Below are 25050 nucleotides of genomic sequence, written 5' to 3'. Positions count from 1 at the left end.
AGTTACTCCTCAAAATAATCACAAAGCAATTTCAAACCTGATTCAATATACTTAGGTTGTTTAAGGTTAAACTCATCATCAGTTAAAGATAAATATATAATTCCAGTAGAAAACTTTGATTTCCCATCAGATAATTGAGCTTGATACATATAAGACTTATCTGCTATTTCTGAAGATTCATCAATATCTCCAAAATATTTCTTCTTTGGATGAACAAATTGTAGAAGTTTAATTAGTGATTGTTTATTTTTATGGCTACCTTCACTGTTTTTAGCATTTGTTAAAATAATTGCTTCCTCAAAGCTAGTAGCATAGTATCGGTTGATTTTACCTTGAGAATATACGGAAATATTTTTATACTCAACAATCAATTCTTCTTTATCAGTTAGCATGTCAATTATCTTGCTATTAATTTCACCAAATTTAGCATTTTCATCATTTAATTCTGTTTTTATAAAATACTGTAAAGTACCATTAGTGGTCAAAGAACTTCCCATTTCTCCATATTTTCCTTCTAAATCATCAATATTTGAAGGAATAATATCAAAATCACTAGGATCTTCAAAAACTTTACTCTTTATTTCAATTTTCTTTTCATCTTCAGATCTTTTTAGATCCAAATCTGTAAAAATAACCGTTTTGATTTCTAACAAATCTAATAAACTAATAAACTGGTGAGCATAAGCTCCATCAATTCTATAAACTTTAATATGATGATTTTTCAATATTGGATGCTTATCAATTTCATATCTTAAATAGGTTTCTTCTGAAACACCCTCAACTAAAATGACTGCATCAGCAAAGAAAATATCTGATACCTCTAGCCTTAAATATTTCTTGATATATTCATAAGCTTTTTTGTCAATACCTCTTCCAGATACTATTGCGTCATCACTTATGTTTTTTATAATATTATTTGCTCCTGCTTGACCTAGATAACTAATATTATTAAGTGTATTTCCTGATTGAATCTTACTGTTCAAAATATGTGTTGAGTGAGTCGTAATAATAATTTGAAATGTATCTAGCTGCTGTTTTTTACCTAATAAGGTAGCGATTGCTTTTGAAATATTCTTTATAAATAGCTCTTGCATCTGTGGATGCATAAATGACTCTGGCTCCTCAATACAGAGAATATTTACTGAACCATTAATATCTTTCTTGCTGTATAATTCAATGTAATCAACAATCTTTGCAATAATAACCATCAAATTTGTATAGCCCATACCAAACTGGCTTTCAGGTATATTATTATTTCCCTCTTGATACTCATAGATAATACTATTTGCAAAAATCTTCTCTAAAGTTACATCTGGATGTAAATTCATCTTTAAATTCTTAGTTGATTCAATGCTTGATACTGCACTCTGAAGAATATTCTTGATATTGGTATCAACCATATCCTTCACTTGATAATTAATATCACCAACTAATTTATCAATTGTAGTTATATCATTATTTTTTATATAAGTTGAGACTATTTTATTGTAAGCTTGCGAAAGTGTCTTGTCATTTTTAACCGTATTTGCCTCTATTGTTTCAACCTTTAGTAATGAAGATAGAGAAAATTCTTTAGCAGGCTCCTCTCTTCCTATAGGATAAAAATTTAATACAAAATAATTACTGCTAAATAAACCTAAAAATTGTCGATATTGAATCTCTTTTTTATAAACGATATTTTTATCTTGCTGATTATCTGTTTCTGAATTACTATTTTTTAGTTTAATAAGCTCTTCTCTAAAAGATTTCTCATCCGCCACTTCATACTTAATATCTATAGTTACTTCCGCAATATCTTGGTTTTCTTGAGTTTCTACTGTTTTTATACCACTTACTACTAATATATCTTCGAAACTTGAAATCAAATCATTTTCATCATCAATTCCTAATACTAGTTGAAACTCCAGAAACGGAAACTTATCAAGTTTTTTTATCTCTTCTTCAGATTTACTCTCAATATTCTCTTGATACCAATCTGACAACATTTTTAAATTAAAATCTGTATACTTAAAAATATTTCGACTACCTGACTTGGTATTTTGGAGAGTATTTAATAATTTTACTATTGTACTTTTACCAGAATTATTTTTTCCTACAATTAATGATGAACTTTTTGATATATACTGTTCTGTTATATCTATTTTTTTTGATTCACTTTCATCATCTGTCTTTTCTGGCCATTTACTATGAGCGAAGTTGATGGTTTGTTCTTTTTCGCCATATTTTCTATAATTTTTTATTGATAAACTTTTTAAATACATTCCATATCTCCTCTTAATTTTCGTTCATCATAGAGAGCTCCCTCAACTGTTCCTGTCCCACTTTCAACATTTCCTTCTCCACCTTGCTCCATTTTCCGAAGAGGCATTCTTGTAGCACTTCTGCTGCTGAACCATCATCAATTTCAGAGTCATAGACACACCGTCTGTCTCTCTGGTAAATTTGAATCTCATCAAAGAGTTTATCAGTTTCTAACTCTCGTAAGTTATCAACTAAATGCTCTACAATACCATCGTGATGTTCTTTAGGGGTTGCTCTAGCTTGATTTGGATTTACGGCATAGACTTCCTCGTAACGAATTAAGGTGCTGAGATAGGACAATTCTGGCTTGGTCGCTATCAAAGCTAAAGAGACTTGATAGCCCCTTGATTTTAATAGCTGCGCAGTTTTTCTTGGGACTTCTGTTGTTCTCAAGGTTCCTTCGATTAAAAAATGATAACCCTGCTTACTTAGCTCATCGACAAGATGTTCTACCATTTTTCCTGCAAATCCTTTGGTATAATCCACGCTATCCTTCCCGTACTCTTCTTGTAAAGTTAAATAATTCGGCTGTAAAAAACGGTAGCTATCACCGTCAATAATAATGATATTCCCTTGAAACTCTTTCTGCTTGATACGGTGTATCGTTGTCTTACCTGCTCCGCTTTGCCCACCAAGTAAGATGGCTTTTGGGGTAACTGATGTCGTTTTACCACGAGTTAAGGAACGCATAGTCCGTTTTAAGGCTATATCAAAGTCATCTTGGCTAAATGCTTCTAAGCTCATTAAGCAACCACCTGATGACGAGCAAGCTCCAGCATCCGCTCAATGCCATCCAAATAACCATTATAACGCTCTACTTCATCAAAGGTATTGACAAGATAAATCTTCGTGTTGATAAGGTCTGACAAATCATCACTCATCAAAATCCAAGGATTAGACTCATCATCAAAAACAATCCCTTGACTATCTTGATAGCGATACAGTTGGGATAAAATCGCTGCGCCTCGCTCTTTAATGATTTCTATTTTTAGCGTTAATTGATAATCTTCTACTGGTGTTAACATCTTTTCTTCCCCTACAATATCGATATACGACACGTTGAATTTCTGACAAATACGGTCTATCAGTTCTGTTGAAACAGAGCTTGTTCCATTTTCATAACGACTAAGGCTATTTCGTGAAATACCCACTATCTTAGCAAACTCTGGTTGCGTCAAATCATGAGTTTTTCGTAAAGATTTGATATTCTCTCCAATCATAGTTAACGACCTCCTATTAGTTACTTTCATTATAACACAAAAAGCAAATAACGCACCAAAAATGGTGCGTTATTTGCTTTTCGGTTTCTTGGCCTGCTTAAACTGCTCTATCCGTTTTTCAAGTTGCTCAGTCCTCAGTTTATTCTTAGCTTCAGTTATAGTCTCATCTAGGGTAGGCTCCTTTTGTAAATCTTTAGGAGCTTTTACGTCATTGGTCGTTTGGCTGATTGAATCAAACACGACATCCAGTAAGTGGTTGACCTTATGTAAGTCAGCTTCAGACATTCCTGATAAGCGATGAATGAGTCGTTTAAAACTATCTTGGTTGTGTCTTTGCTTTTTGAATAACCTCATCTTATCTCCTTATAAAAAGCAGCCCTTGTAAGAACTGCTCGTACTTACAAGTCATCAATAGCTTCTGAAATGGCTTGTAGTTTTTTATTGTGCTTATTCTTATCATCAATCAACTGATGCAACTCTTCGATTTTCTTCTGACTTTGAAGAATGTCCTCATTATTTTGAGCCATGACATTGGCTAAATGTTGCTTGTAGTCACTGGTAATGGTAGAGGATGGAACTTGTCTTGGCTCTATTTTCTCCTGTGGCTTTGGTTGTGAAACAGACTGATCTTTAGACTTTTGCTGTTCCATCTCAAAGGCTGCCACATAATCCACTTCTTCAGGTTCTTGCTGTTTTTCCTGATGAAATAGTGCCGCAATCTTCGCACGTTCTTCTGATGAAGACGTTGGTGTTTTATCATCTAGGGGTTGGTCAAAGGTCCAATCTTTTGTCATGTGTTATTCCTCGTTTCTATTATCGGATAATGTTGGTTGCTCTTCTTGGCCAAAGGCCTGCGTCAATGCTTCATCAAAAGTCCAGGGACTATTTTGTTGGCGTTTGATAAAGGCTTGATACATCGCTTTTTGTAATTGACTGCGATAGGTTTCTAATTTTTCCGTTTCTTTCGCAACCTTCTCCTCTTGCCTAGCTACTCTTTCGTCTAGGCGTTCAATCACACTCATAGGGTGTCCTCCTTATCCCTTTCTAGCTTATGATAAGAAACTTGATTTTGTTATCACAACTCTAAAGTAGTTGTTCTTCTAGGCGGAGGGTTACACCTGATAAGTTGTAACTTGGCCGATTGTATCATGTCCTTTAGAGATAGGTCTCTCTGACTTTTCACGACATCATTCCAATCTGCTTTAGTTTTCAGTTCCTGTAAGGGTGGTAAGTCTGTTTCAATGGGAAGTCCTTTCTCAGATAACTTCCGACAAAAGTCTCGCCCAGCATCATCATTGTCAACAGCCAAAGTTAATAAACCTGGGTGAGTCTTAAAAAAGGTAGTCGTCTCTTGTATAGCATGAAGGTAATGCGTTAATCGACTTGGTTTGACGGTACCTAAAAACTCAAGTTTATCTTTTTCCTCAGCGGCTAATCGTAGGGTCTGATAAGCAATCACAGACAGTTTTAAGCCTTCCATAGAAACCAAACGAACATCTGATAACTGCTTCTGACGAAGTTGATAATAACTCATCAGATCAATCACCGATTCACAAAAGATAAGACGTTTAGGTTTTCCTATATCAAAACTTATTCCTATATAGCCATGAGAACCTTTCATGATTTTCTTGAGGTAATCTCGATCATGTCTCTCATTATTTTTGACAAGTCCTTGCAAACTTGCCCCTTCTAATTGACCCTGATGGTTATAACTCTTAAAGACAAGGACGGATTCTTGAAAGGCCTTTGTCTGATAATAAGCCTGTGCTAATAGACCTTGTCTGCCCAAAGCATTGATGGTCTCGTCACTTAAACCACGAACGTCATTTAAGTAAGTCCGTGCTTGCTCAAATGGTTCTTCACTTAAATAATAACGAAAGGGTTGGTAAGTCTCTTCGACTATCTTAGCTTGTTCAAAGTCTCCAGTTTCAAGGTAGGACAAGGCTTCTTTAAAAGACACTCCTGCCACTAATTGAACAAAATCAATCACATCTCCCTGTATATCACGTGAAAACCATTTAAAGGTATTGGTATCCGCAAAAATTTTAAAGGAATCGTGTTCTGGATGTTCATAGACTTGTCCTGATAATCTTTTAAAAGAATAGCCTAGACTTCCTGCCACGTCTAAAATCGCCTTGTGTTTCACTGCTTCAATTCTTGTCATCTCATCTCCCTATCAAAAAAAGCAGAAGAGTAGCTCCTGCTAGTTGGTCTCACTTGTCGTTGTGCCTTGAATCTTTGGAATGCTTGAGTTAACTCCATCAGAAGTTTCTTTTAAATCCTCTAGTTTCCCATTCCAAATGGTTACCTGATTGACAAGGAGTTTATCTGACATTTTGGCATAAGAGAGTTTAAGAGTTCTTGTTTCTGTCTGTATACTTTTCTGAGCCTTATCGCTGACATCTGACACATAAACAACTTGATAAGTAACCTCTGCAAGGGCTTCATTGTCTTCTGTATTGACATAGATTTGAGCAGATTCGAAGCGATAATCCAACATATAATCCTTATAGACTTGGTTGATAGATTCTTCTTGACGAGCAACTTCTTCCTTATAAGCAGAATCTGTCATATAGGGCTTAATACGGTTGTTGTTCTCGCCCAGCTTTTCCTTGGTATAGTATTGCGTGAGAAATTCCTTGACCAATTCATCAGAAAGGACATTTCCTTTTTCCTTTTCTTTCTCTTTGGTCAACAGTTTATGAGCCTCAGTCTGAATTTGTTTCTGTGTATGATTGGTAACAGACTGAGAACCAATGGTGTAACCCATCATCACCATAAAGCTGGTGACTGCTAGACCACCGAAGCCAATGAGCAACCGAGCCTTCATTTTGTTTAACATCACTAGCGCTACCTCCTTTTTTCATAAGATAGCACCATCATAACAAGATGGACTTGAAAAAGTTATCACAAACAAAAAGGACTACCTAACTTAGGTAATCCAATAATAATTATTATGAAGTCTATATTTTATAATAGCAACTATTCAAGTGATAAATAATTTTCAAAAATTATTTTTTCTACCTCTTTTTTAATTAATTCTTTTTCATAAATACCAATCGTTACACTATCATATTTTTTAAGTTCATCAGCAATTCCATCTAAATACGTATCTAGTGTCAATTGATTTCTATTAAGATGATTAAGTAAAGCAAACTTAAATTCTTTTTTAAAATCTTTATCATTAACAATTCTTAAATATTGATTCCCTTGACCTTCTGTCAATTTTAAAGTGAAAAATTTCAATAAAGACCCATTGAGGCTATACTTATAACCACTCAATCTATGTTTAACTTCTTCTTTTATAAGATTAACCATAAATTCTTGTTCATCGTGCTTATTATCTCCCCACCACTTCCAATATAAAAGTTTTTCAAACAACAAAATTGAACTTAAAGGTAACTGTCCAAAATCATAAGAGTTTAGTAACTCCATATTCTTCAATAAAAACTCACTCATAGATGAATTCAAAGTCTTATTATCATCAGTGTAGCTAGGAAATAATTTAGGGGTTATAGAAAGCCCTCTTATGTATTGTTCAACTAAATCTTTTTTTTCCCATCCGTCTTGCAACTCCACTCTTCTAAAACCATATGTATTGGTAGACAATATACTTTGAACTACTATGAGTTTTAATTTAGGAATCCCTTTGAAATCTTTCAAAAACTCATCATCAAACAGTTCGATATCTCTTGTCTTAAATACCTTTCCAAGAACTTCCGAACCAAGACTCTTACCATATTTAATCTCATTGATTATTGAAACCATATCATTATAGATTTTTTCTCTCTCTTCTTTTCTTGGTGGTAAAACTTCTGATAGAATCTCTATGTAACTTTCAACACTCGAATCCCAATTCGAATTTTCTGGATAAAGCAATTGGTACAAAGCAAATGCTCCACGATAATCAGCAGACATGGTTTTTACCATTTCTAACAAATTCGTAAATTGTGAGTTATTGTTATCGATATATTCAAAGTGATCAGTTAGGTACTTGAAGCAAGTTTTGGAATAACCAATCTTATTATCATAGTCTCGGATGATTACTTCATCACTATCTCCAAAAGAATCTAATATAATTTCAGGTTCTCTTAAATTAGGAAGAAATACATCTGATAGATTATCCGAATCTCTATATTTATCAAAAAGAATATTCCAAACATTTTCTTCATATTCATCATAATAATCTCTAATCTCATTACGTTTAATATAATACTGTCTTCCGTCTTTAAAATGGAATTCAATTTTAAGTATATTTGGATACAAAGAAATATATATATTATTACTATCAGATTTATATTTAATCTCGGAATAGTATGATGAATAAAATACATCTATCTTTTCGATTTCCTCATAATAACTTTTAGAAATTCGGAGATTAGAAGTAGAGATTGTTTTTTCAAAAATAAATGCACCGCCTGAGTTATCCGTTTCCCAATAATTTTCCCTAATATTATTTTGAGAAATCTTTTCCTGAATTAGATGTACCATCTGAGAATTTGATTGTTTATTTTTAGCCATTTTCGCTATTTTTTTAAACATGTAAATATGTATATTATTAATCTCACTTAATTCATACGAATTAAGTGATAATCGTTTGATTTTATGGTTACACTCTACATCTAGAATAGGTTTCTTATTAAAAATACCACCCATGGATTCAAAGATACAATCACTCTCTATCCAGCGTGTATCCTTTTTAATCAATTTATCAAATATTTGAGCATCTAATTTAAATAAAGTAATAGCAAAAGAAATCAATTTGTCATCTTTAAAATCAATATTAGATATTAAATCGTATTTCTCTTTTATAAAGTACTTATAATTGACGATATCTCTATCTTCAAATTTGTCAAGAAGTTCAGTATCTATAATTTTTAAGTAAATAACTTTTAAAAATATAATCTTGTCTGTGTTATTGTCAATATTAGACAAATCCATCTTGACTTGTCTAAAATAACTCTCCCTTGCTCCATAGGAAAATTTTTGTTTGACCAATCTATTAAAATATCTGTTATATCTGTTTTTAATATCCGACTGTATAACGTCTTTCAATCCTCCATCAGTCTCTTTGTTAATAAATATAGTTATTCTAGCTACTTTTAAGCTAAATTTCAAAAGAAAAATAAACAAAATTAATAGGAATCCAACTATAGCTTGCCAAATATATTGATAACGAATATCAACTGATGTGTTAAATTTAACTATAATAGGAATAACAATTGAAAGTAATAAAGAGCCAAAAAATTCCCAACTATTTGTTACATGGTACCAAACATTGCTTTTTGTCAAAAAATCCATTTTTTGATAGCCTAAGTAGGTTCCATTCTCTTTATTATCATACCCAGCCATGAATTGTAGAAAACCGACATAAACTCCAAAACTTGCCCATATTGTCAAGACTAGAGAAAATAGTGATAATAAATCTAAATTGTTATCGCTAGTTTGAAATAATAAAATCTCATATTGATTGCATACCCAATAAATATAACTCACAATTGACCAAAATAATATATGGGAAAAAATTTTGATTTTAACACCTGAAATTAATTCATCCATAAAAATTGAAAATCTAAGCCAAAAGAACTTTATTATATAGGACAGTACAAAAATAATTATTGGAAAATATAGAATTAATTTTTCAAGCAAGCAAAACACCTCTTCTTTTTTCTAATCAATAATGATTATACCTGATATATAGAAGGCACACAATCACTATTACGAGTTCGTTTCAAAAATAATCTATAGAAAAAGGACTACCTAACTTAGGTAATCCCATTACTCTATGCCATCCGACTTCTAACCACTTTGATCACAAACCCTAAAACAAGTAAGATATTGAAACCAATATAGAAAGTCGTAAAACTCAACATACCATTGGTTGCTAAATCTTCGACATAGAGGTATCTTTCTGTAAAAAAGAGGTAAATCCCATAGACTTCTGTGAAAGCTAAAAATCCGATTAATCCAATGATAAATAAGCTTTCAAGCATCTTCGCAATCTGGTAGAGAACAATCAAAATCAGTCCTATTGCTACAATGATGAAAAGGCTTTGAATGATTTGTTCTATCATGTCTTACACCTCTTTCTACACTAATTGCTTGCGATAGTAGTCAGCCTGTCCCTTGTCTAGGTTATCAAGTTGAGCAACCAGATCAAGATAGCCTTCTTTTGTCACCTCATCTAAATCTGGAAAATCATTCTCACGAGTGGTAATGATAATGTCTAATTGACCAATGATTTCTCGCTTTGAAAAGCTGTAATCAAGGGTTTCATCTTCGTATTGTTCCTTTAAGGCTTGGTAGTTAGCTCGGTCTTCAGGTGTTGTAAAGCCTTGTGCTAGCCATTCTTCTAATTGATAACGCATCGCTTCTACTGTTTGGGTCATGAGTTTGTTCTCCTTTGGTGATTTCTTGACTTCATTTTACCGCGTTCACTATTTTTTGTCAGCCTTTTTCTTAAAAATCAAGAGAAAGTTGTTGGTCGTGTTGCGGTTGGATCGTTTCATTGAACTTAGCTAGCGCTACATCTATTTCCTCAACCTCTGCTTCTTGTTCTACCAATGGGGCAAGGATGTCATATTTGGCTTTAACCATCTGATAATCCTCTTCTTTAGGAAAGACCTTTTCCACTTCAACCCTTGCAACTGCTAATTTATCTTTGAGGTTATTGGCCATTTCTTCTGTCTTTTCTTGATCCTCTAGGATATGGTCAATGGCATTAGTAATGCGTTGGATGGTTCCCACATCTGATTTCAAGTCTAAAGAGACAGAATACTGGTTACTTCCTGAAATGGTTAAGGACACTATATCAGGCAAAGGCTCACTAGGGCTTCTTGTTGTCATTTTTAGCTCAAATCCTCTAAAGGTCGCAAGTGTTCTGACTTCTTTGGTTTCAGAACGGTTATAGGTAATGAGTTTACGTAGATAGTCTCCGGCTTCTGCACGGTTATTCATTGTCTGATTGTCAAATCTCATGACAAAATCCAGGGATTTAGTTGCCAAGGATTGAGCAATATCACGGTAATACTGACTGAGACGTTTCTCTAAGATAGGGAGGTTCTGTTCACAGTAAGCAATGGTATGACGATACTCGTCTTTGGTGCGATGAAAGGCACGCTTTTGATTGCCTAAAACGGTCAACTCATTTTCTAGCTCCATTTTCAGTTTGAGATAAGGATTACCTGTTGCCAAAGCCTTAAAGCCTGAAGCAGTCATGGTCTGTTCATCAATGTCTTCTGCCGACCGTACGGGGTCTTTAGAGGTCATGATTTGCGTGATGTATTTGAGTTTATTCTCCTGAGTCTGCCAGAGGTAGTTGTCGAAGCTCCCTTTGGTAATGTAATGGTAAATATCTACTTCTTGGTGCATATTACCCTGACGAATCAACCTACCGTTGCGTTGGACAATATCGCTTGGTCTCCAGGGAACGTCCAAATGATGGACAGCTTTCATACGTGATTGGACGTTTAAGCCTGTTCCACCTTTTTCCGTAGAAGCCATGAGAATTCGTACCTCTCCACTGTTGACCTTACGAGACAGAGAGTTTTTCTTCTCATCGGTATTAGCGTCATGGACAAAGGCAATTTCTTCTTTGGGAATCCCTCTATCCACTAAGAGGTTCTTCAGTTCATTGTAAACGTCAAACCCTTCTTCCTTACTTTTAGGGGTTCCAATATCTGAGAAAATCATCTGTGTAACCTTATCTCCATTACCCTCACGGTAAATCCGTTCCACGTTATCCACCACTTGCATAATCTTCTGATTGTCAGATAAGGTATAGGCTGGGTCAATGAGACGCATATCAATGGCTAATTTTCTAGCTTCCCCAGTAATCTTTAACATGTTATCCTCACTAGAGTCAACGTTGCCTGACTTGATGGCGTCTGAACGGTCAACCAACTCTTCAAGGTAGTATTTCTGAGCTTCAGTGAGTTCGCTCTCCACCGCAATGACTTTGGCTTCAGGTATAGGTAAATCCAACATATCTGACGTTTGAATATCTGTTGTTTCCTTATAAATCCGCATGAGTTCAGGAAGGTTCACAAACTTCTTGAAGCGTTTCTTGGGTTGGTACTTATCCCCTGTTGGGGCTAATTCCATGGAATTTTCGATATTTCCAAAAGCACCCACCCACGAATCAAAGTTAGATACTTGATACCGTTCTAGGACATCTGGTTGAATATAGCTCATCATGGTGTAGAGTTCGCTAATAGAGTTTGAGACGGGTGTACCTGTCGCAAAAACCACGTTACGATAATCATGTTCCCCTTGAACCTGTCTCACTTTCATCTCCATATCTACATTCTTTTTAGAGGTGGTATTGGTAATCCCTGCCACATTACCAAGTCCAGTAATTGGTCTAATGTTTTTAAAATGATGAGCTTCGTCCACAAAGAGAAAGTCAATGCCCAGATTTTCAAACTCAATAAAGGTATCACGTTCCAGTTTTTGGAGTTCTTCCAATTGGTACTCCAACCCCTTGATAGAACGCTCTGCTTCTTTGACGGTATAGTCACTATCACTGCCTTGCTTGATGTCACGGAGTTGTTGTAACTTATCTTGAATATAGGTCACTTGCTTTTCATGACTCATGGGAATTTTCTCAAACTGGGAATCCCCAATGACAATGGCATCGTAGTCCCCTGTGATAATCCGTGAGACAAACTGCTTGCGTTTGGCTTTCGCAAAATCTTTCTTGGTCGTCACATAGACATTCTTCGTTGGGAAGAACTTCATGATTTCTTGGCCAAACTGAGCGGTCAGACTTGATGGCACCACATAAAGAGGTTTATGCACCATACCCAATTCTTTCAGTTTGAATCCTGCCCCAAGCATGGTTAAGGTCTTACCTGAACCCACTTCATGAGCTAGAAGCGCTCTTTTTTCTTCCACAATGCGTTGAATGGCATTCTTTTGGTGAGGGCGTAAGGAAATATTCTGGGCAAGCCCATCAATGGTTAAATGGCTGCCATCATAAACTTTTGAGACTGTACGATTATAAAGGCTATTATAGGTCTCTTCAATCATCTGTTGCACCTCTGGGTAACTGGCCACAAAGTCTTGGAAGAGCTCTTGAAGTTGCGTTTCCTTAGCACGAAGAACCGTTGTCTTCTCGACATCCGTCACATGCTTTTTCTTATCCCCATCTTCCACTTGTTTGGTGATGGTTGGTTGATTGGAATTAAGTAGGTTTTCAAAGATTTTACGACCACTATCATAACGTGACCCAGGCACACCTAGACTCCTGTCCATTGCGGTAGAATACCTAAAGGCAAACTTGGATTGATAGGACATTGTGCCATCAATTGGACTGACTTCAAGAACAGTTGCTACTTCTTGATCAGTCAAGTCAAAAGTTTGTCCCATAAAGATTTCTTGGGCAAATTTCCCATAAACAGCTAGAGGAATCCAGCGTGAACCAATCCGATAATCAATATCAGCCAAAGTCACACGTGGCGGTTTCACATCTTCTAAGAGACCTTGATAATAGACCCAAGGAAAATCAGAGTTGTCTTCTTTAATGAGTAAGTCCACGACCTCTAACTTAGTCTCCACATCCCCTGATAAGAAATCCTGCCGAGACACATAGACCACTTCCCTATCGTTTAGATAGCGTTCTGGGTCTGGAACAATAGCGTCTCCTAATTCCTCAATCAAAGACGCTTTAGAATCCGTCTGATAAATAGACATCATGTAATCCAAATCTACCCCACGACCATCTGCTAGACTAGAATTGAGAGCGTCAAGGGCAGAAGAAACTGCCGTCACTTCCTTTTCAGGACGAACTAGGGCTTTCTCAAAAGCCAGAGACTTGGTATAGATAACTATTTTCCCACTTGGATCAAGTCCTTCATCTTCCAAACTCGCAAGGAGCGAATACTTATCATCACTATCAAAGAGGTTACGGTTCACAGCACTATTCAAGTACCCAAAGCGTTTCACAAAACTATCATAGTTTTGATTGAGTTTTCCAAGTAAGTGTGCAAACTCTTCCTTGTCATAATCATAGTAACGTTGAATGGCGATGACCTCTTGGTAAGCATTACGAATATCAACCATCCCTTTAATTCTTGCCACTTCTTTCTCAGACAAAGGAGCTTCATAAAAGACGGTCTTTTTGAAATACCCCTTAAATCGCCCACGTTTGGTGGCTTCTTCAGTCACATAAACATCAAGAGCAGTGCTATCGGTGACTTCGAGGTCATTAAAGCGGTCAATTTGTTTTTGAGAATGCTTGGTATCCCAAGCCTTAAAGGTCCCCTCTTCGTCCACATAGTAGCTAATCTCCTCAGTTTTTGTCCCTACACGAATGTCCTTATGATCACGGTAGTAAACCGTAGAATCCTTATAACCAAAACTATAACGATCTAAGCTTTCTCTGATTTCAGGTGGAATAGAAGTATCAACGACCTGTTTTTTCATCACATCAGGAGTGATAAGGATGTCAGAGTTATCCACCACTCTAGGGGCTTTAACCTGTTTAAGAGCCATCTGAACATCTGCTAGCAAATTATCAGAATTGCCTTTCACAGAAAGTGTCCCACCGTTAAAGTTTCTAACCTCATAGGACCCAAGAACCTGACTGTTGTATTCCCCATCAAAGTAAGGATTCAGCCAAATACGATCATCCTTGTCATAGCGAATAGAACCTGAAAAAGCTAAATCATCTGCCACATATCCCTTATCCATATGCTTCTGGAAGAACAACATATCTGTTGTGACATTGGTGCCTGCAATGGCGTTAAAAGCGCTATCTGGTAAACGCACACCACCAAGAAAATCAGCCGTCTCACGAATGTCCTGGAGAATGTTTTCTGTCCGTTTGTCCATGGTTCCTGTGGAGGAAATCATAGCGACTTGCCCACCATCATGCACCAAATCAAGGGATTTTTTAACAAAATAATCATGAATCATATAGGGTTTATCATAGCGACTATCCGCAATCCTGATATTGGCAAACGGTACATTTGAAAGAACCAAATCAAAGCTATTGTCATTAAATGCAATAGTCTCAAAGCCCTTTACTTCAATGTGGCTATTCGGATGAAGGTGTTTAGCAATTGCCCCTGTAATCGTGTCTAACTCTATACCATACAACTCACTATTTTCTCTCAGGTGTTTAGGCATTGCCGCAAAGAAATTCCCCGTTCCCATCGAAGGATCTAGCACTCTTCCACCTGTAAAGCCGTCTCGTTCTAGTTTATTCCACATCTCACGAATCAAGAGAGGGTCTGTGTAGTAAGCGGTCAGAGAGGACTGTTTCATGTCTGAATACTCTTTCTCTGTGACTAGCGTTTTTAATTCCTCACGTTCCTTAGAAAACTTTGGGTTGTACTCGTCAAAGAACTCGTTAGCTAAGGCTCCCCAGCCCACATATTTAGCAAGGAGTTCTTGTTCACTAGGTGTGGCTTGACGGTGTTCAGATTCAAGACTTTTCACCAAACGAACAGCAGCCACGTTGGTTTCAACCTTATCTCTTGTTGTCTTAGGGTAAAAGTCTGTTAGATCTTCTGGGAAGTGAAAATCAGTGGCCGGGGGCGTCTCAGTGACTTCTGGTTCCAACTCATCTTCTGACAATGCTTCTTCTTGTTTAGCCTCTCTCTTATTTGATGTTAGAGATGTTGTCACTTGAGAAACCGCCTCTTGAGATTCTTCCATATCCATAAAAGAAAAGAGGTCTAATTCTTGGCTAGGTTCTTCCACTTCCTCTTTTTCTTCGACAGAAGTAACATGAAGAGCTTGAGTGATGTCTTCTAGTGTCCGTAAGAAAAGAACTGGATTTTGTTCAATCACATCTGTGAAATCATTTTGTAATTCAATCCGAATCAGGTTATTAACGCCTGACTCCTCAATGGCCATTACCTGAAACTCTTGCCCCTTATAAGTCACAATCGAAGCAATCGGGTAACGGTTAAGGGCTTCCTCTACGATAGGATTTTGAGGGAGTGATTGAGTCATGATTTCAGGTTTTGTTTGTGAGACGTGTTCTCGCCATTCTCTAAAGGACAGGTCAGGTTGGGACAGTTTGTCCCTTTCAAAGGTTCTAGCTTCTTCAAGAGTGAGTTCTTCACGTAAGAAGGCGTAGGCAATAGGTCTTGCTTCTTCTAAGTCTAGCTGACTCGTCAAGAAAAATTCTGCCTTGTCATGCGTTAATCCCATCTGAAGCAATTCTGTCGCAAGGGCTAATTGAGTGACGGTTGCCTTAGGATAGCCCCCTAATAAGGCTAGGTCGGCATTATTCAAATGAAAACGCCCTGCAGCATCTATCAGTATCCCACGTTGTTGCTCATCAACGTCAGCTAAGTCTATCCCTAAACGAGTCAGTTTTTCGGTATTTTCAGCCAAAATGGTTTGACCCATTTCAGTTAAGATCACTTCTTCTTGAGGTGTTAGGGGACGTTGCAAGTCATAGACTGTCCCATCAGCTTCTAAATAGGTTAAGAGGCTATCGTCTTCATAGATTGGAGTCACTTCCATTTCATGATCAAACTCCCCACGTCTCAAGTTTGGTAGTTTTGGACGGCTATTTCGCACTTGGTCAAAGTGACTTAATATCTCAAATTTTTGGGACAAGTTTAGATGTTCATAGGCTGGTAAATGTTCTGTTTGCCCTGTTAGTAAATCTAGTTGTGATAACTCTTCCTCATCAAGACTTGCAATTATGATTAAACCCTCTTCCCGAAAGGTGATGTCCTGAGAAGGTTCTGGAACTACTTTTTCTTCAACCGCCTCCTCTCTTTCCTCTACCGTTTCCTGGGTGCTTACCCATTCAGGTTCATAGGTGAGAAGAAACTGTTCAATATCACGGCTAATTCGGTCAGACAAATTATTGGCCACTCGGTAGACATTGACCAAATTAGCAGCTCTGCCTTTTTTCAAAAGAGAAGCTACCGAAATGGATTGATAGGCGCCTTCTTGGTCTAAGAGCTGAAAGCGAGTGGCTAGGTTAAAGAGGGCGACTTCAATCACCAAGGCTTTCTCATCACTGTTTAACTGAGGTAACTTCTTTAAGCCAGCCTGACCAAAGGTCTGCGTGTAGCTGCTTAGGTCTGTTGCCTCGTCAAAGGGGCTTGCCTCTACAAAAGCAGAAACTTCTGTTTCAAAGCGAACCACTTGAACAGTTGAAGTGACTACTCCTCTTTGGGTTGTAAAATTTTGGATAAGGCTATCCCAATCCTCATCAAAATGGGCTGCTTGATAGCGTAAAAAGGATTCCAAAAGAATCTGGTCACGTGGCAATCTTGCCCGCAACATCTCAAGTAATTGTTCTTGATTCATACGTTCCTCCAATTAAAAAAAGAGCTGAGAGGTATTCTCAGCCCACTGCTTTAGTCTAGGACCAAGGCTCTTTGGTCTTTTTCTTGTGGCAACTTTTCCATCAAAGTTGTCACATACTGTCGTAAGAAATGGCTTTTCTGGTCTAACAAATCCTTCTGCAAGGCGAGATAAGTCACATTTCCAAAATAATCTTGACTCGTTAAAGACAACTCCTTTTGGATAATGTCCTGCAAGGTTTCTAAGGTGAGAGATGAATAATCCTCCTCATTCAAAACCTCATACTGAGCAAGGGACTCAGAAATATTGTTGGACGCAATCACTTCCATAATGAAACTAGCTCCCTCACCTGTTCGATAGAGTTTATCCAAGAGGTCCGTCATTTCTTCTTGAATCTGTCTCTGAGAACCGTCTGCTCTTAGGCGCAGGTCATCACTGACTAAAGACAAGTCATCAATGTCCCTAAAGTCTTGATAGAGCGTATCAAGAAGTGACTTGTTTTGAATGTTTAGCTCCATGGCTAAAAAGGCTTTGACCATGTCTTCATAGTTTTCTCGTGCCATCTCAGAAAGGGCTCTAGAAATTGTGTCATAATTCCAAGCCATAGCTTCTCTCCTTACCTTGTTGAATCGGATTCAAATCTTGTTGGACTTCTTCAAGGTCTGTCAGTCCATCACTATCCGTATCACTGCTAAAAGGGTTGGTCCCTAGAGCTAACTCCTGAGCATCCGTTAAGCCATCTTGGTCTGAATCCATTGTATAAATGTTTTTGGGTTCCATTTAGTTGTCCTCCATTTTGCGTTTAGAAAGTCCGTAAGCCAAGCCAAGAAGAAGTCCTCCACCGACAAGCGCTAAGAGGGATTGACTCTCCCCTGTATTTGGTAAGACACTTGCTGGAACTGGTGGTTCTTGCGTTGGAATAGGTGGTTGGGGTGGTGTTGGTTGATTCGGAGTTGGTGCCTCTGGTTCAGGAGTAGTTGTTTTAACTGTGTTTGAACTGATGGTGTAGCCATTGACGGTATGTAGTACCGTATTTTCTACTTTACCTGAAGCGATTCGTTTCATTTGCAAGTAAACATCTGCTTGAAACTCGGATTCTTCTGCTAGTTTTTCAAGGAATTCCTGATCAAAACTGATGGTAACCGTTCCTTTTGACGTGTCGACCTGTTGTAGCGTGTACTTAGTCACTTCTGTCCCTTTTGGTAAAACCGTTCCATCTTTTAGAGTGACATCTACCACAGTATAAGCCTTGTAAACACCATTATAGTCGTCATGGCTTTCATCATAATCATCGTCAAAACGGTACTCGATGAGTGGTGTCGCACGATTACCAGGAATAAGTGCTCCCACCAAGCGGTAGTTAAAGACCTGATTCAAGGCAACTTCTTTTCCATCAAGGCTTTTCTCCTTTTGTGACAAATCAATCACCACATCTTTTTGTGGGTCTAGTTTTGGCACATTATTGACCACTGTTTCTGTCACATAAGCCAAACCAAAGTCAATCTGATAAGCGGTGTTTTCATACTTCCCACCAGTCTTTGTCAGCTCATTCTTAATGGTCATTGGAAGGGTCACCACTAAGGTTTGACCAGTTTTAACATAAGCCTCATAGAACGCTTTTGGATCATCTGCGCTTAAAACTTGAATGGCTCCTTTTGGTGTGAACTGACGTTTGGCCATAGCATCTTGAACCACTTTAGGCGCTTTTGACAATGAAGCATAGGCTTTCACCGAAATCCCTTTGACAAGATTTCCGTTCTTATCCATCACTTGGACACCATCTGCATTGAGGCTAAGCGCTTCTTCAGGGTAATCATCTACCATGTAAAAACCTTTTGTAAGAACATCCTCCGTCACCACCAAGTCCTTGTACTGACTGTAATCCAGAACAATTTTGTAGTAATTGACGGTATTTGGAAGAACGGTCTTCCCATCAATAGACACGCCTTCTTTATTGGTATTAGTTTTATGTGGTGTTACTTTTGGCACGTGATTCGTTACCGTATTGGTTTCATAGGCTTGTCCAAAGTCTACTTGATAAGCTACATTGTCATAAGACTTTCCTGAATTAAGCATAGACTCACGAACAGTCATAGGAGTGACGATGGTGATATTTTGACCTTGTGTTACATAAGACTCATAGAAGGCTTGTGGATCTTCTGCCATAAAGACTTGGAAGGCTCCTTTAGGCACAATCTTGCGTTTTGAAAGTGCTGCTTGTAGGTTTTTAGGAGCTTCTGATAAACTCGTGTAGGTTTTTACCGTCACACCTGACACTGCTTTACCATCAGATGTCACAAGTTGAATACTTGCTTCATCTGGTAATAGAGCTTCTTCGGGATAATCATCCACAAAGTAAAACCCTTGTGCAATCTGAGCCTTATCAGCTTTAATGCCACGGTATTGGTCCAAGTCCCATGACAAGGTATAGTGGTTTTGTGAACCGACTACCATAGGTTTGCCATTGATATCCACCTTATCCTTATTCAGGTTTTGTTTCTTAGGTGCTGGGCTACCAAGAGTATTGGTCACCTCATCGGTTTCATAGCCATTGCCAAAATCGACTTGGTAGGCCTTGTTTCGATAAGTCTTCGTCTGACCATAAAGACTATCTTTGACCGTCATTTTGGTGAGAAGGTTTAAAGAAGTTCCTGTTTTGACATACTGGTCATAGAAAGCCTGATTATCATTAGGCATAAAGACTTGGAAAGCCCCTTTAGGAGAAATCTTGGCATGAGCGAGTTTATCTTGAAGGTCTTTAGGAGCTTCTGACAGTGACGCATAAGCCTTAACAGTAATCCCTGATACGGCTTTACCTTCAGGAGTGGTGTTACTTGTTCCCTGGTCTACTAAGTCCAACACTTCTTCTGGGTAGTCATCTACAAAGAAGAAACCACGAGCAATCGTCTCTTTAGAAGACCTATCGCCTTTATATTGATCTAAATCCCAGGTCAAACGGTAATGATTAGTTGTTCCTAAAGCAACTACCATATCGTTAATGACCACACCATCTTCATTTTCATTTTTCTTCTGCGGCTCAATACGGCTAGTGGTCGTTCCATCACCAGGCGTACGCACTGTCACGACATTAGAAGTCACTGTATAGGCATTTGGGGTTTCCTTATTGATAAGGAGCTGATAACTGTTGGAATAGGTTGCTCCATCATTTTGAAGGCTACCATAAAGTTTCGGAGCCATAAGTTGATAAGACTTGGTGAGGTTTTGGTTGACCTCTTGAAGCAAAGTTTCCTTTGCGGTCAAGGTCACAAAGTTCTTAGCCGCATCAAAGGTAAGGGTATAATTTCCATTTTCTGCCTGCGTTTTTTCCTTGTCAAAGGCATAGCCTGCTGGAAGGTAATCTTCAAAGGTAAGGCTGGTAGTTTTCGCACGATTGGGAGAAAAAGCGTCTACCGTTAAAGGGTAAATGACCGTAGAATCCTTTGCGACGGTTTTGTCATGAAGGTTCACTTGGTCGGTATTGACCACTTTTTTCATAATATCAGGAGTTGTTGTTAGACGATAGTCATGGTAATGAACCGTTAGCACTTGTGGTGCTTTTGGCAACGGTTCTTGCGCAGGTTCTTTAGGCAAGGTCACCTTAGTGAGGTTCAGATGAGGTTGTGTCACTTTTTCTAATGGTTTTTCCTTAAAGCTCACAGGTGGCTCTGGCGTAAAGGTCTTTGAGATAAAAGTCTTCGGTACGACCTTAATCGGTTCTAGAATTGGCTCTAACTTTGGTGTCACATGTGGTTTTGGACTATAAGGTTTAACCGTCCGTGCAACTGGTAGGGTGTTTAAGGCAAACCAATAAGAAAGACCAACATTTTGGGGCATATCCCCTTGACCAAAGGTCACTGTATAGGTGTTGCCTGATGTAACCGTTGAGACAATTGCTCCCTTATAGGCATACTTACTATATGACGTATCCCATTCTTCAGGAAGATTTAAATCACTGGCACGGTTTGACCCGAGTGAACGAGCCAAACCTTCGTTAGTCACTTGAATGGTTGAGCCATTGATAGGGACAAACTTGCCTGATGAGTCTTTCACATACTCTAAACCGATGTCATTGTGGTTGAGTGAGGAGTGGGTAAAGACACCTGGTTTTTCCTTGGTGAAGTTCACTTGTGAGCCATCTTCTAAGAAATACTTGGCTTTGACACGAAACTCCATTTTATCGGTTCGCCAATTACCTGTCCCATCATTACGGTAGGCAATAAAGCCTTCTGTTGGGTCATTTGGTACAACCAACTGCACGGCATTAGTTCCAGCTGGAGAAACAAGGTTTGTAATGTCATAAGCTACTTTTGTGATTTTCTTACCATCAAAGCGAGCATTTTGAAGATTTTGATAGGTAAAGGAAAGGGTTTCTCCCGTTTTAAAGGTATCATAGACGAAGAAACCAGTAGAATCTAGGATTTTAGAATACCCACCAAGCATAGCGTCACCCTTAGCAACTATACGATTAGGATTTCTGGTATCAGCTGAATGTCGTGCTTGCGGTTCTCCATTATTCAAGTTAAGTGCCTGAGCAAGAGCTTGAGAGATATAGCCTTCCTCTCCTTTTGAAATCTCAGCTAAATCACGTTTATAGCGTTCCATTTCCTTGGTGTTATAGGCGTCAATGGTATCATTTTCTTTCTTGGCAGCTTCTTCTTTTTCCTTATTGCGTTTCGTGATAGCAGCAATCTCAGCTTCACGGTCTGTCATCAATTTTTGTTGGTCTTTATTATAGACATCAACAGCAGCTTGACCGGCTTTATTTTCATCATCCACTGCTTTTTGACCCACTTGATTGCGTTTGTCAATTGCTTCATTATCAGCTTTTGCTTTAGCAAGACCTGCTTCATTTTCCTTTTGAATCTGAAGGTTTTTTGCGACAATGGCGTCTGCGACTTTCTTCTTTGATTCGTATTCAGAGAGATTTTCCTTATTTTGCTTATCAATAGCAGCTACTGCAGAGGTATAATCCTGATAGCCTGAAACAGTTGAGCCATCTCCTGCCGGAACGGTTTGAGTGGTAACCGTCACATTAGCCGACTGATCTTGGTCTTTGATTTTTGAAGCTGTGCCATCTACTGAACTATTCAAGACCTTTCCGACTTGAGTGGCTTCTTTATGACTAGCAGCCAACGCAGCATTCCCTTGTTCAACACGAGTTTTATCTTGTTCATAGGCGGCTTTATCTGCTTTATAGGTATTGGTCACCTGAGTGATGGCTCCAGCCTGCTTAGCAGCATCCGCTTCCGCCTTATCCAATTGCTTACTGGTCTCACTCGCAGAAGTTGTATTTCCCAAGTCCATAGGTTGGTCTTGAACAGTAGTAACTCCTTCAGCAGTTGCTTGATTGACAGCCTGTGTCACAACATCATGAGGAACCGTAACCGTGATAGCCCCATCTGATTGACCAGTTGAGGCAAGGCTATCCGTCTGTTCAACAACTGGAGTGGTCTGAGCTTCTGGTAAGTTGGTCGCAAGATTTTCTGTCAACTGAACGGTTTTACCTTGCGAGGATGTTACCACTTCGTCAGCTTGTGCTACTTGGCCACCCCAAGCGACAACAGCCGTCACCATAGTTCCAAGAGCTACCGAACAGAGCGTACGGTACTTCTTACTTTTACGGAAGACGTGTTTTTCTGCTTTTTCCTGATTGACTAAAAAGTGATGATGACATTGTTTGGTCATAAAAAGTCCTTCTTTTCTTTTGATAAGTAGTAACATTCCGTCACTCTCTCCTCATCATAAAAAAGACGACTTGATTTTGGTATCACATCAAAGAAGGGCAAATCATAACCACCCGTCTAACGGGTGGTTTGATCAAGGGCTATAAGCTCATAATACCAGCCAGCGCCTAAAGACGCTGGCTTTCACTTTGTTCAAGCATTATTGCTTTTGGCTCGTCACAAGCCCCTCAAAGAGGCATTCACATTACTTACCGTTATCCCTAAAAGCATTTTCATATTCTTTTACGTTTAATTTGTCCAAAGCGATATCATGCTTCTCTTGTTCCTGAATATATTTCTTAATTGTGGCTTCATTAAGTCCTACCGTACTTACATAATAACCTTCTGCCCAAAAATGTCTGTTTCCAAATTTATATTTTAAATTGGCGTGTTTATCAAACATCATTAAGGCACTTTTACCTTTTAAATATCCCATAAAACTAGCTACACTCATTCGTGGTGGAATACTTACTAACATATGGACATGATCTGGCATTAAGTGGCCTTCTATTATTTCAACGCCTTTATATTGGCATAGTCTATGAAAAATCTCTCCCAGACTACTCCTATATTGATTATAGATTATTTTTCGTCTATACTTAGGTGTAAATACAATGTGGTAGAACACATCCATTTTGTATGTGATAAACTGTGAGCTTTTTGCGCCATAGTCTTAACTCCTTCCGCTTTACAATTGGCTTGAACGCCTATATTGTAACTCGTTTGGAGTTTTTTTGTTATGACGGTATAACCTTCGATGCGCACCCGCATAGCGGGTGGTTTATCTGTTTCGCACCTTCGGAGCGAAACGGATTTAAAGTCACATAATAAAAAAGCCACCCACAAAAAGTGGATGACTAAGTAAGATAGAATAAATTATCTAAAGTCCATGAATTTCCGTTTCTAAACTAGCAATGGTTTCAACTACTTCCTCGAAAGTTGGTACATTACCAAAAAACATTTCTTTCATCTGATTATAATCAACTTCTATTTCATTCAGTCTATAAGGGTCTGGAAGCAATCTAATTTTTTCAATAGTTGCTTCTTCATATTTCGCCCATTTTCGAGGATAAAATTTTTCCTTAAATGAAACAACTTTATCAAGAAGTGCTCTATTCTCAAATGCTCGTGACTTATAGATAGAGTGAGCCAAACAATAAATATCATAGTAATGTCTTGCATAGCGAATAGGCATGTTACTGTCAACAGGTCTATTTGCCTCATGGTGCAAAATAGTCGCCTTTTCCCAAAAAGTTCTCTCAGGTAAAACAGTTCTAACAGGAATACTTTCTCCAACAAATAGCATGGGATAAATTTTATATAGTTCAGGAGTAATCTCTACAATTTCTGATGGTGTCCAAGCTGCTAAGGCTCCTATCTCCAAGCGAATAACTTGCTTCACATAATCCGAGTGGAAATTTGTAGGATATGCAAACAGTACAGTTTGAGGATCATTTGGATCAATATCAATTTGAAACTCTTCTTCAATCAGACTAACAAAATCTGACCTCATCTGAGGTACTAAAATATTTCTAAGAAATTCTTCTGATTTTTGATTCGACTCCTTATTAAATTTGTCCTGTTTTGTATTAGAACGCTCCTGCCAAGGCTCATTTTTCCCATACCCAATAACCTGCCAGTCTAAAATTAAATCAATATCTTCTGAAAATCGTTTAATTAAGCCATAACACTTAGAAAGACTAGTTCCTCCTTTAAATGTGAAAGCATTCTGCCATTCGCTCATGGTAAATAAATAATTTAAAACAAAGCAAACCCAATAATCTTTTTCAACAATAACTTCATTGACACCTAACTGTGCAGAGGCATTTCGAATAATCGTTTGAAGTTCTACCTTGGAAACTTTTTTAAATTCTAGCATCTTTAGGATTCTCCTATTTTCTTCAATATTTGATAAATCCAAGCAGCAGTTGTCTTTCCTTCTTCTAGTATTTTTTCTTTTTCTTCATGGGATAATTTCCCTTTTAGATAACGAATCTGCTCTTCACTAATATTATTTTTACCCATTGCTTTAATTGCTTGGATGATCATTGCTGTCAATTGTGACATTCTTGAAATTGAACTATTGGTTGTTCTCTTGAAAACCAATGTTGTATTTCCAATTGTAAAGTTAACATACCTTCCATCAGAAATATAAGTCCATTGTGACGGCACTTGTGTTGACAGACCTAGCAGATTAAGAGCAGTATTCCCAGACGGCGCAATCGTCCAATTATACTTTCTAGCAATTGCAGTCGCAACCTCATTGATTGAAGGTGCCTCATATTCACCAATGAGTTCAATATATCTTGGTCTATAATAAACACCGTTTACTATTCGGTGAATCACTCCTTCATTAACCAACCGATTTAAACTCTTCCTAACAGTTTCATAATCAGCAATATCCAAAAAATCACTAGAAATAAAGACACTACCATCAGCCAAGTTTTCGATACTTGTTTGAATCTTATCTTTATAATTACTCATTCACTCACCTCTTGTCCCAAATATTATATAATATTTGGGACAAA

General features: G+C 37.8%; 17 protein-coding genes and 1 pseudogene. All 18 read right to left on the bottom strand.

Annotation, left to right across the window (positions count from 1 at the left end; translation table 11 throughout):
* Positions 1–2: 2 nt before the first annotated feature.
* Positions 3–2261 carry an AAA family ATPase gene (locus RDY04_RS00800; RefSeq protein WP_303952783.1) on the bottom strand — a complete coding sequence of 753 codons (2259 nt, stop codon included), beginning with the start codon at positions 2259–2261 and terminating at the stop codon, positions 3–5.
* 13 nt (positions 2262–2274) lie between these two features.
* Positions 2275–3045 (bottom strand): type II toxin-antitoxin system toxin PezT, encoded by a 771-nt coding sequence (pezT, locus tag RDY04_RS00795; protein ID WP_303952780.1) that lies wholly within the window; start codon positions 3043–3045, stop codon positions 2275–2277.
* Positions 3045–3521, bottom strand: coding sequence for a type II toxin-antitoxin system antitoxin PezA (gene pezA, locus RDY04_RS00790; protein ID WP_003093543.1), 477 nt, complete (start codon positions 3519–3521; stop codon positions 3045–3047). Before pezA ends, pezT begins: the two co-directional genes overlap by 1 nt.
* A 69-nt stretch (positions 3522–3590) precedes the next feature.
* Positions 3591–3875, bottom strand: coding sequence for a hypothetical protein (locus RDY04_RS00785; protein ID WP_003093843.1), 285 nt, complete (start codon positions 3873–3875; stop codon positions 3591–3593).
* Between the two features lie 44 nt (positions 3876–3919).
* A complete protein-coding gene (locus RDY04_RS00780) occupies positions 3920–4315 on the bottom strand; it encodes a DUF5945 family protein (protein ID WP_003093683.1) in 396 nt (131 codons plus the stop codon).
* A gap of 3 nt (positions 4316–4318) precedes the next feature.
* A complete protein-coding gene (locus tag RDY04_RS00775; protein WP_303952774.1) occupies positions 4319–4543 on the bottom strand; it encodes a DUF5965 family protein in 225 nt (74 codons plus the stop codon).
* Between the two features lie 53 nt (positions 4544–4596).
* Positions 4597–5685 carry a toprim domain-containing protein gene (locus RDY04_RS00770; protein ID WP_303952771.1) on the bottom strand — a complete coding sequence of 363 codons (1089 nt, stop codon included), beginning with the start codon at positions 5683–5685 and terminating at the stop codon, positions 4597–4599.
* Between the two features lie 39 nt (positions 5686–5724).
* Entirely contained in the window at positions 5725–6363 is a 639-nt protein-coding gene (locus tag RDY04_RS00765) for a peptidylprolyl isomerase (protein ID WP_303953215.1), read from the bottom strand.
* A 140-nt stretch (positions 6364–6503) separates the two neighbouring features.
* The gene (locus RDY04_RS00760; RefSeq protein WP_303952769.1) at positions 6504–9080 is read right to left on the bottom strand and encodes a hypothetical protein; all 2577 of its coding nucleotides are present in this window, start codon (positions 9078–9080) and stop codon (positions 6504–6506) included.
* 224 nt (positions 9081–9304) lie between these two features.
* A complete protein-coding gene (locus RDY04_RS00755; protein ID WP_303952766.1) occupies positions 9305–9595 on the bottom strand; it encodes a DUF5966 family protein in 291 nt (96 codons plus the stop codon).
* A 15-nt stretch (positions 9596–9610) separates the two neighbouring features.
* Positions 9611–9910 carry a DUF5962 family protein gene (locus RDY04_RS00750; RefSeq protein ID WP_003094641.1) on the bottom strand — a complete coding sequence of 100 codons (300 nt, stop codon included), beginning with the start codon at positions 9908–9910 and terminating at the stop codon, positions 9611–9613.
* A 70-nt stretch (positions 9911–9980) separates the two neighbouring features.
* A complete protein-coding gene (locus RDY04_RS00745) occupies positions 9981–16802 on the bottom strand; it encodes a DEAD/DEAH box helicase family protein (protein WP_303952763.1) in 6822 nt (2273 codons plus the stop codon).
* Positions 16803–16852: 50 nt separating this feature from the next.
* On the bottom strand, positions 16853–17404 hold the full coding sequence (locus RDY04_RS00740) for a hypothetical protein (RefSeq protein ID WP_003094751.1): 552 nt from the start codon (positions 17402–17404) through the stop codon (positions 16853–16855).
* A complete protein-coding gene (locus tag RDY04_RS00735; RefSeq protein WP_003093624.1) occupies positions 17388–17579 on the bottom strand; it encodes a thrombospondin type 3 repeat-containing protein in 192 nt (63 codons plus the stop codon). The genes RDY04_RS00740 and RDY04_RS00735 overlap by 17 nt, the downstream gene beginning before the upstream one ends.
* The gene (locus RDY04_RS00730) at positions 17580–22484 is read right to left on the bottom strand and encodes an SspB-related isopeptide-forming adhesin (RefSeq protein ID WP_303952757.1); all 4905 of its coding nucleotides are present in this window, start codon (positions 22482–22484) and stop codon (positions 17580–17582) included.
* Positions 22485–22727: 243 nt separating this feature from the next.
* A pseudogene (gene tnpA / locus RDY04_RS00725) lies at positions 22728–23191 on the bottom strand (IS200/IS605 family transposase).
* A gap of 211 nt (positions 23192–23402) precedes the next feature.
* Positions 23403–24401, bottom strand: a complete 999-nt coding sequence (locus tag RDY04_RS00720) for a nucleotidyl transferase AbiEii/AbiGii toxin family protein (RefSeq protein ID WP_003093536.1) — start codon at positions 24399–24401, stop codon at positions 23403–23405.
* Between the two features lie 2 nt (positions 24402–24403).
* A complete protein-coding gene (locus RDY04_RS00715) occupies positions 24404–25006 on the bottom strand; it encodes a DUF6088 family protein (protein ID WP_003094863.1) in 603 nt (200 codons plus the stop codon).
* Between the last annotated feature and the right edge of the window lie 44 nt (positions 25007–25050).

Origin of the sequence: uncultured Streptococcus sp., from assembly GCF_902463925.1 — a bacterium.
Classification (GTDB): domain Bacteria; phylum Bacillota; class Bacilli; order Lactobacillales; family Streptococcaceae; genus Streptococcus.
This window is presented reverse-complemented; position numbering and strand designations above follow the sequence as displayed.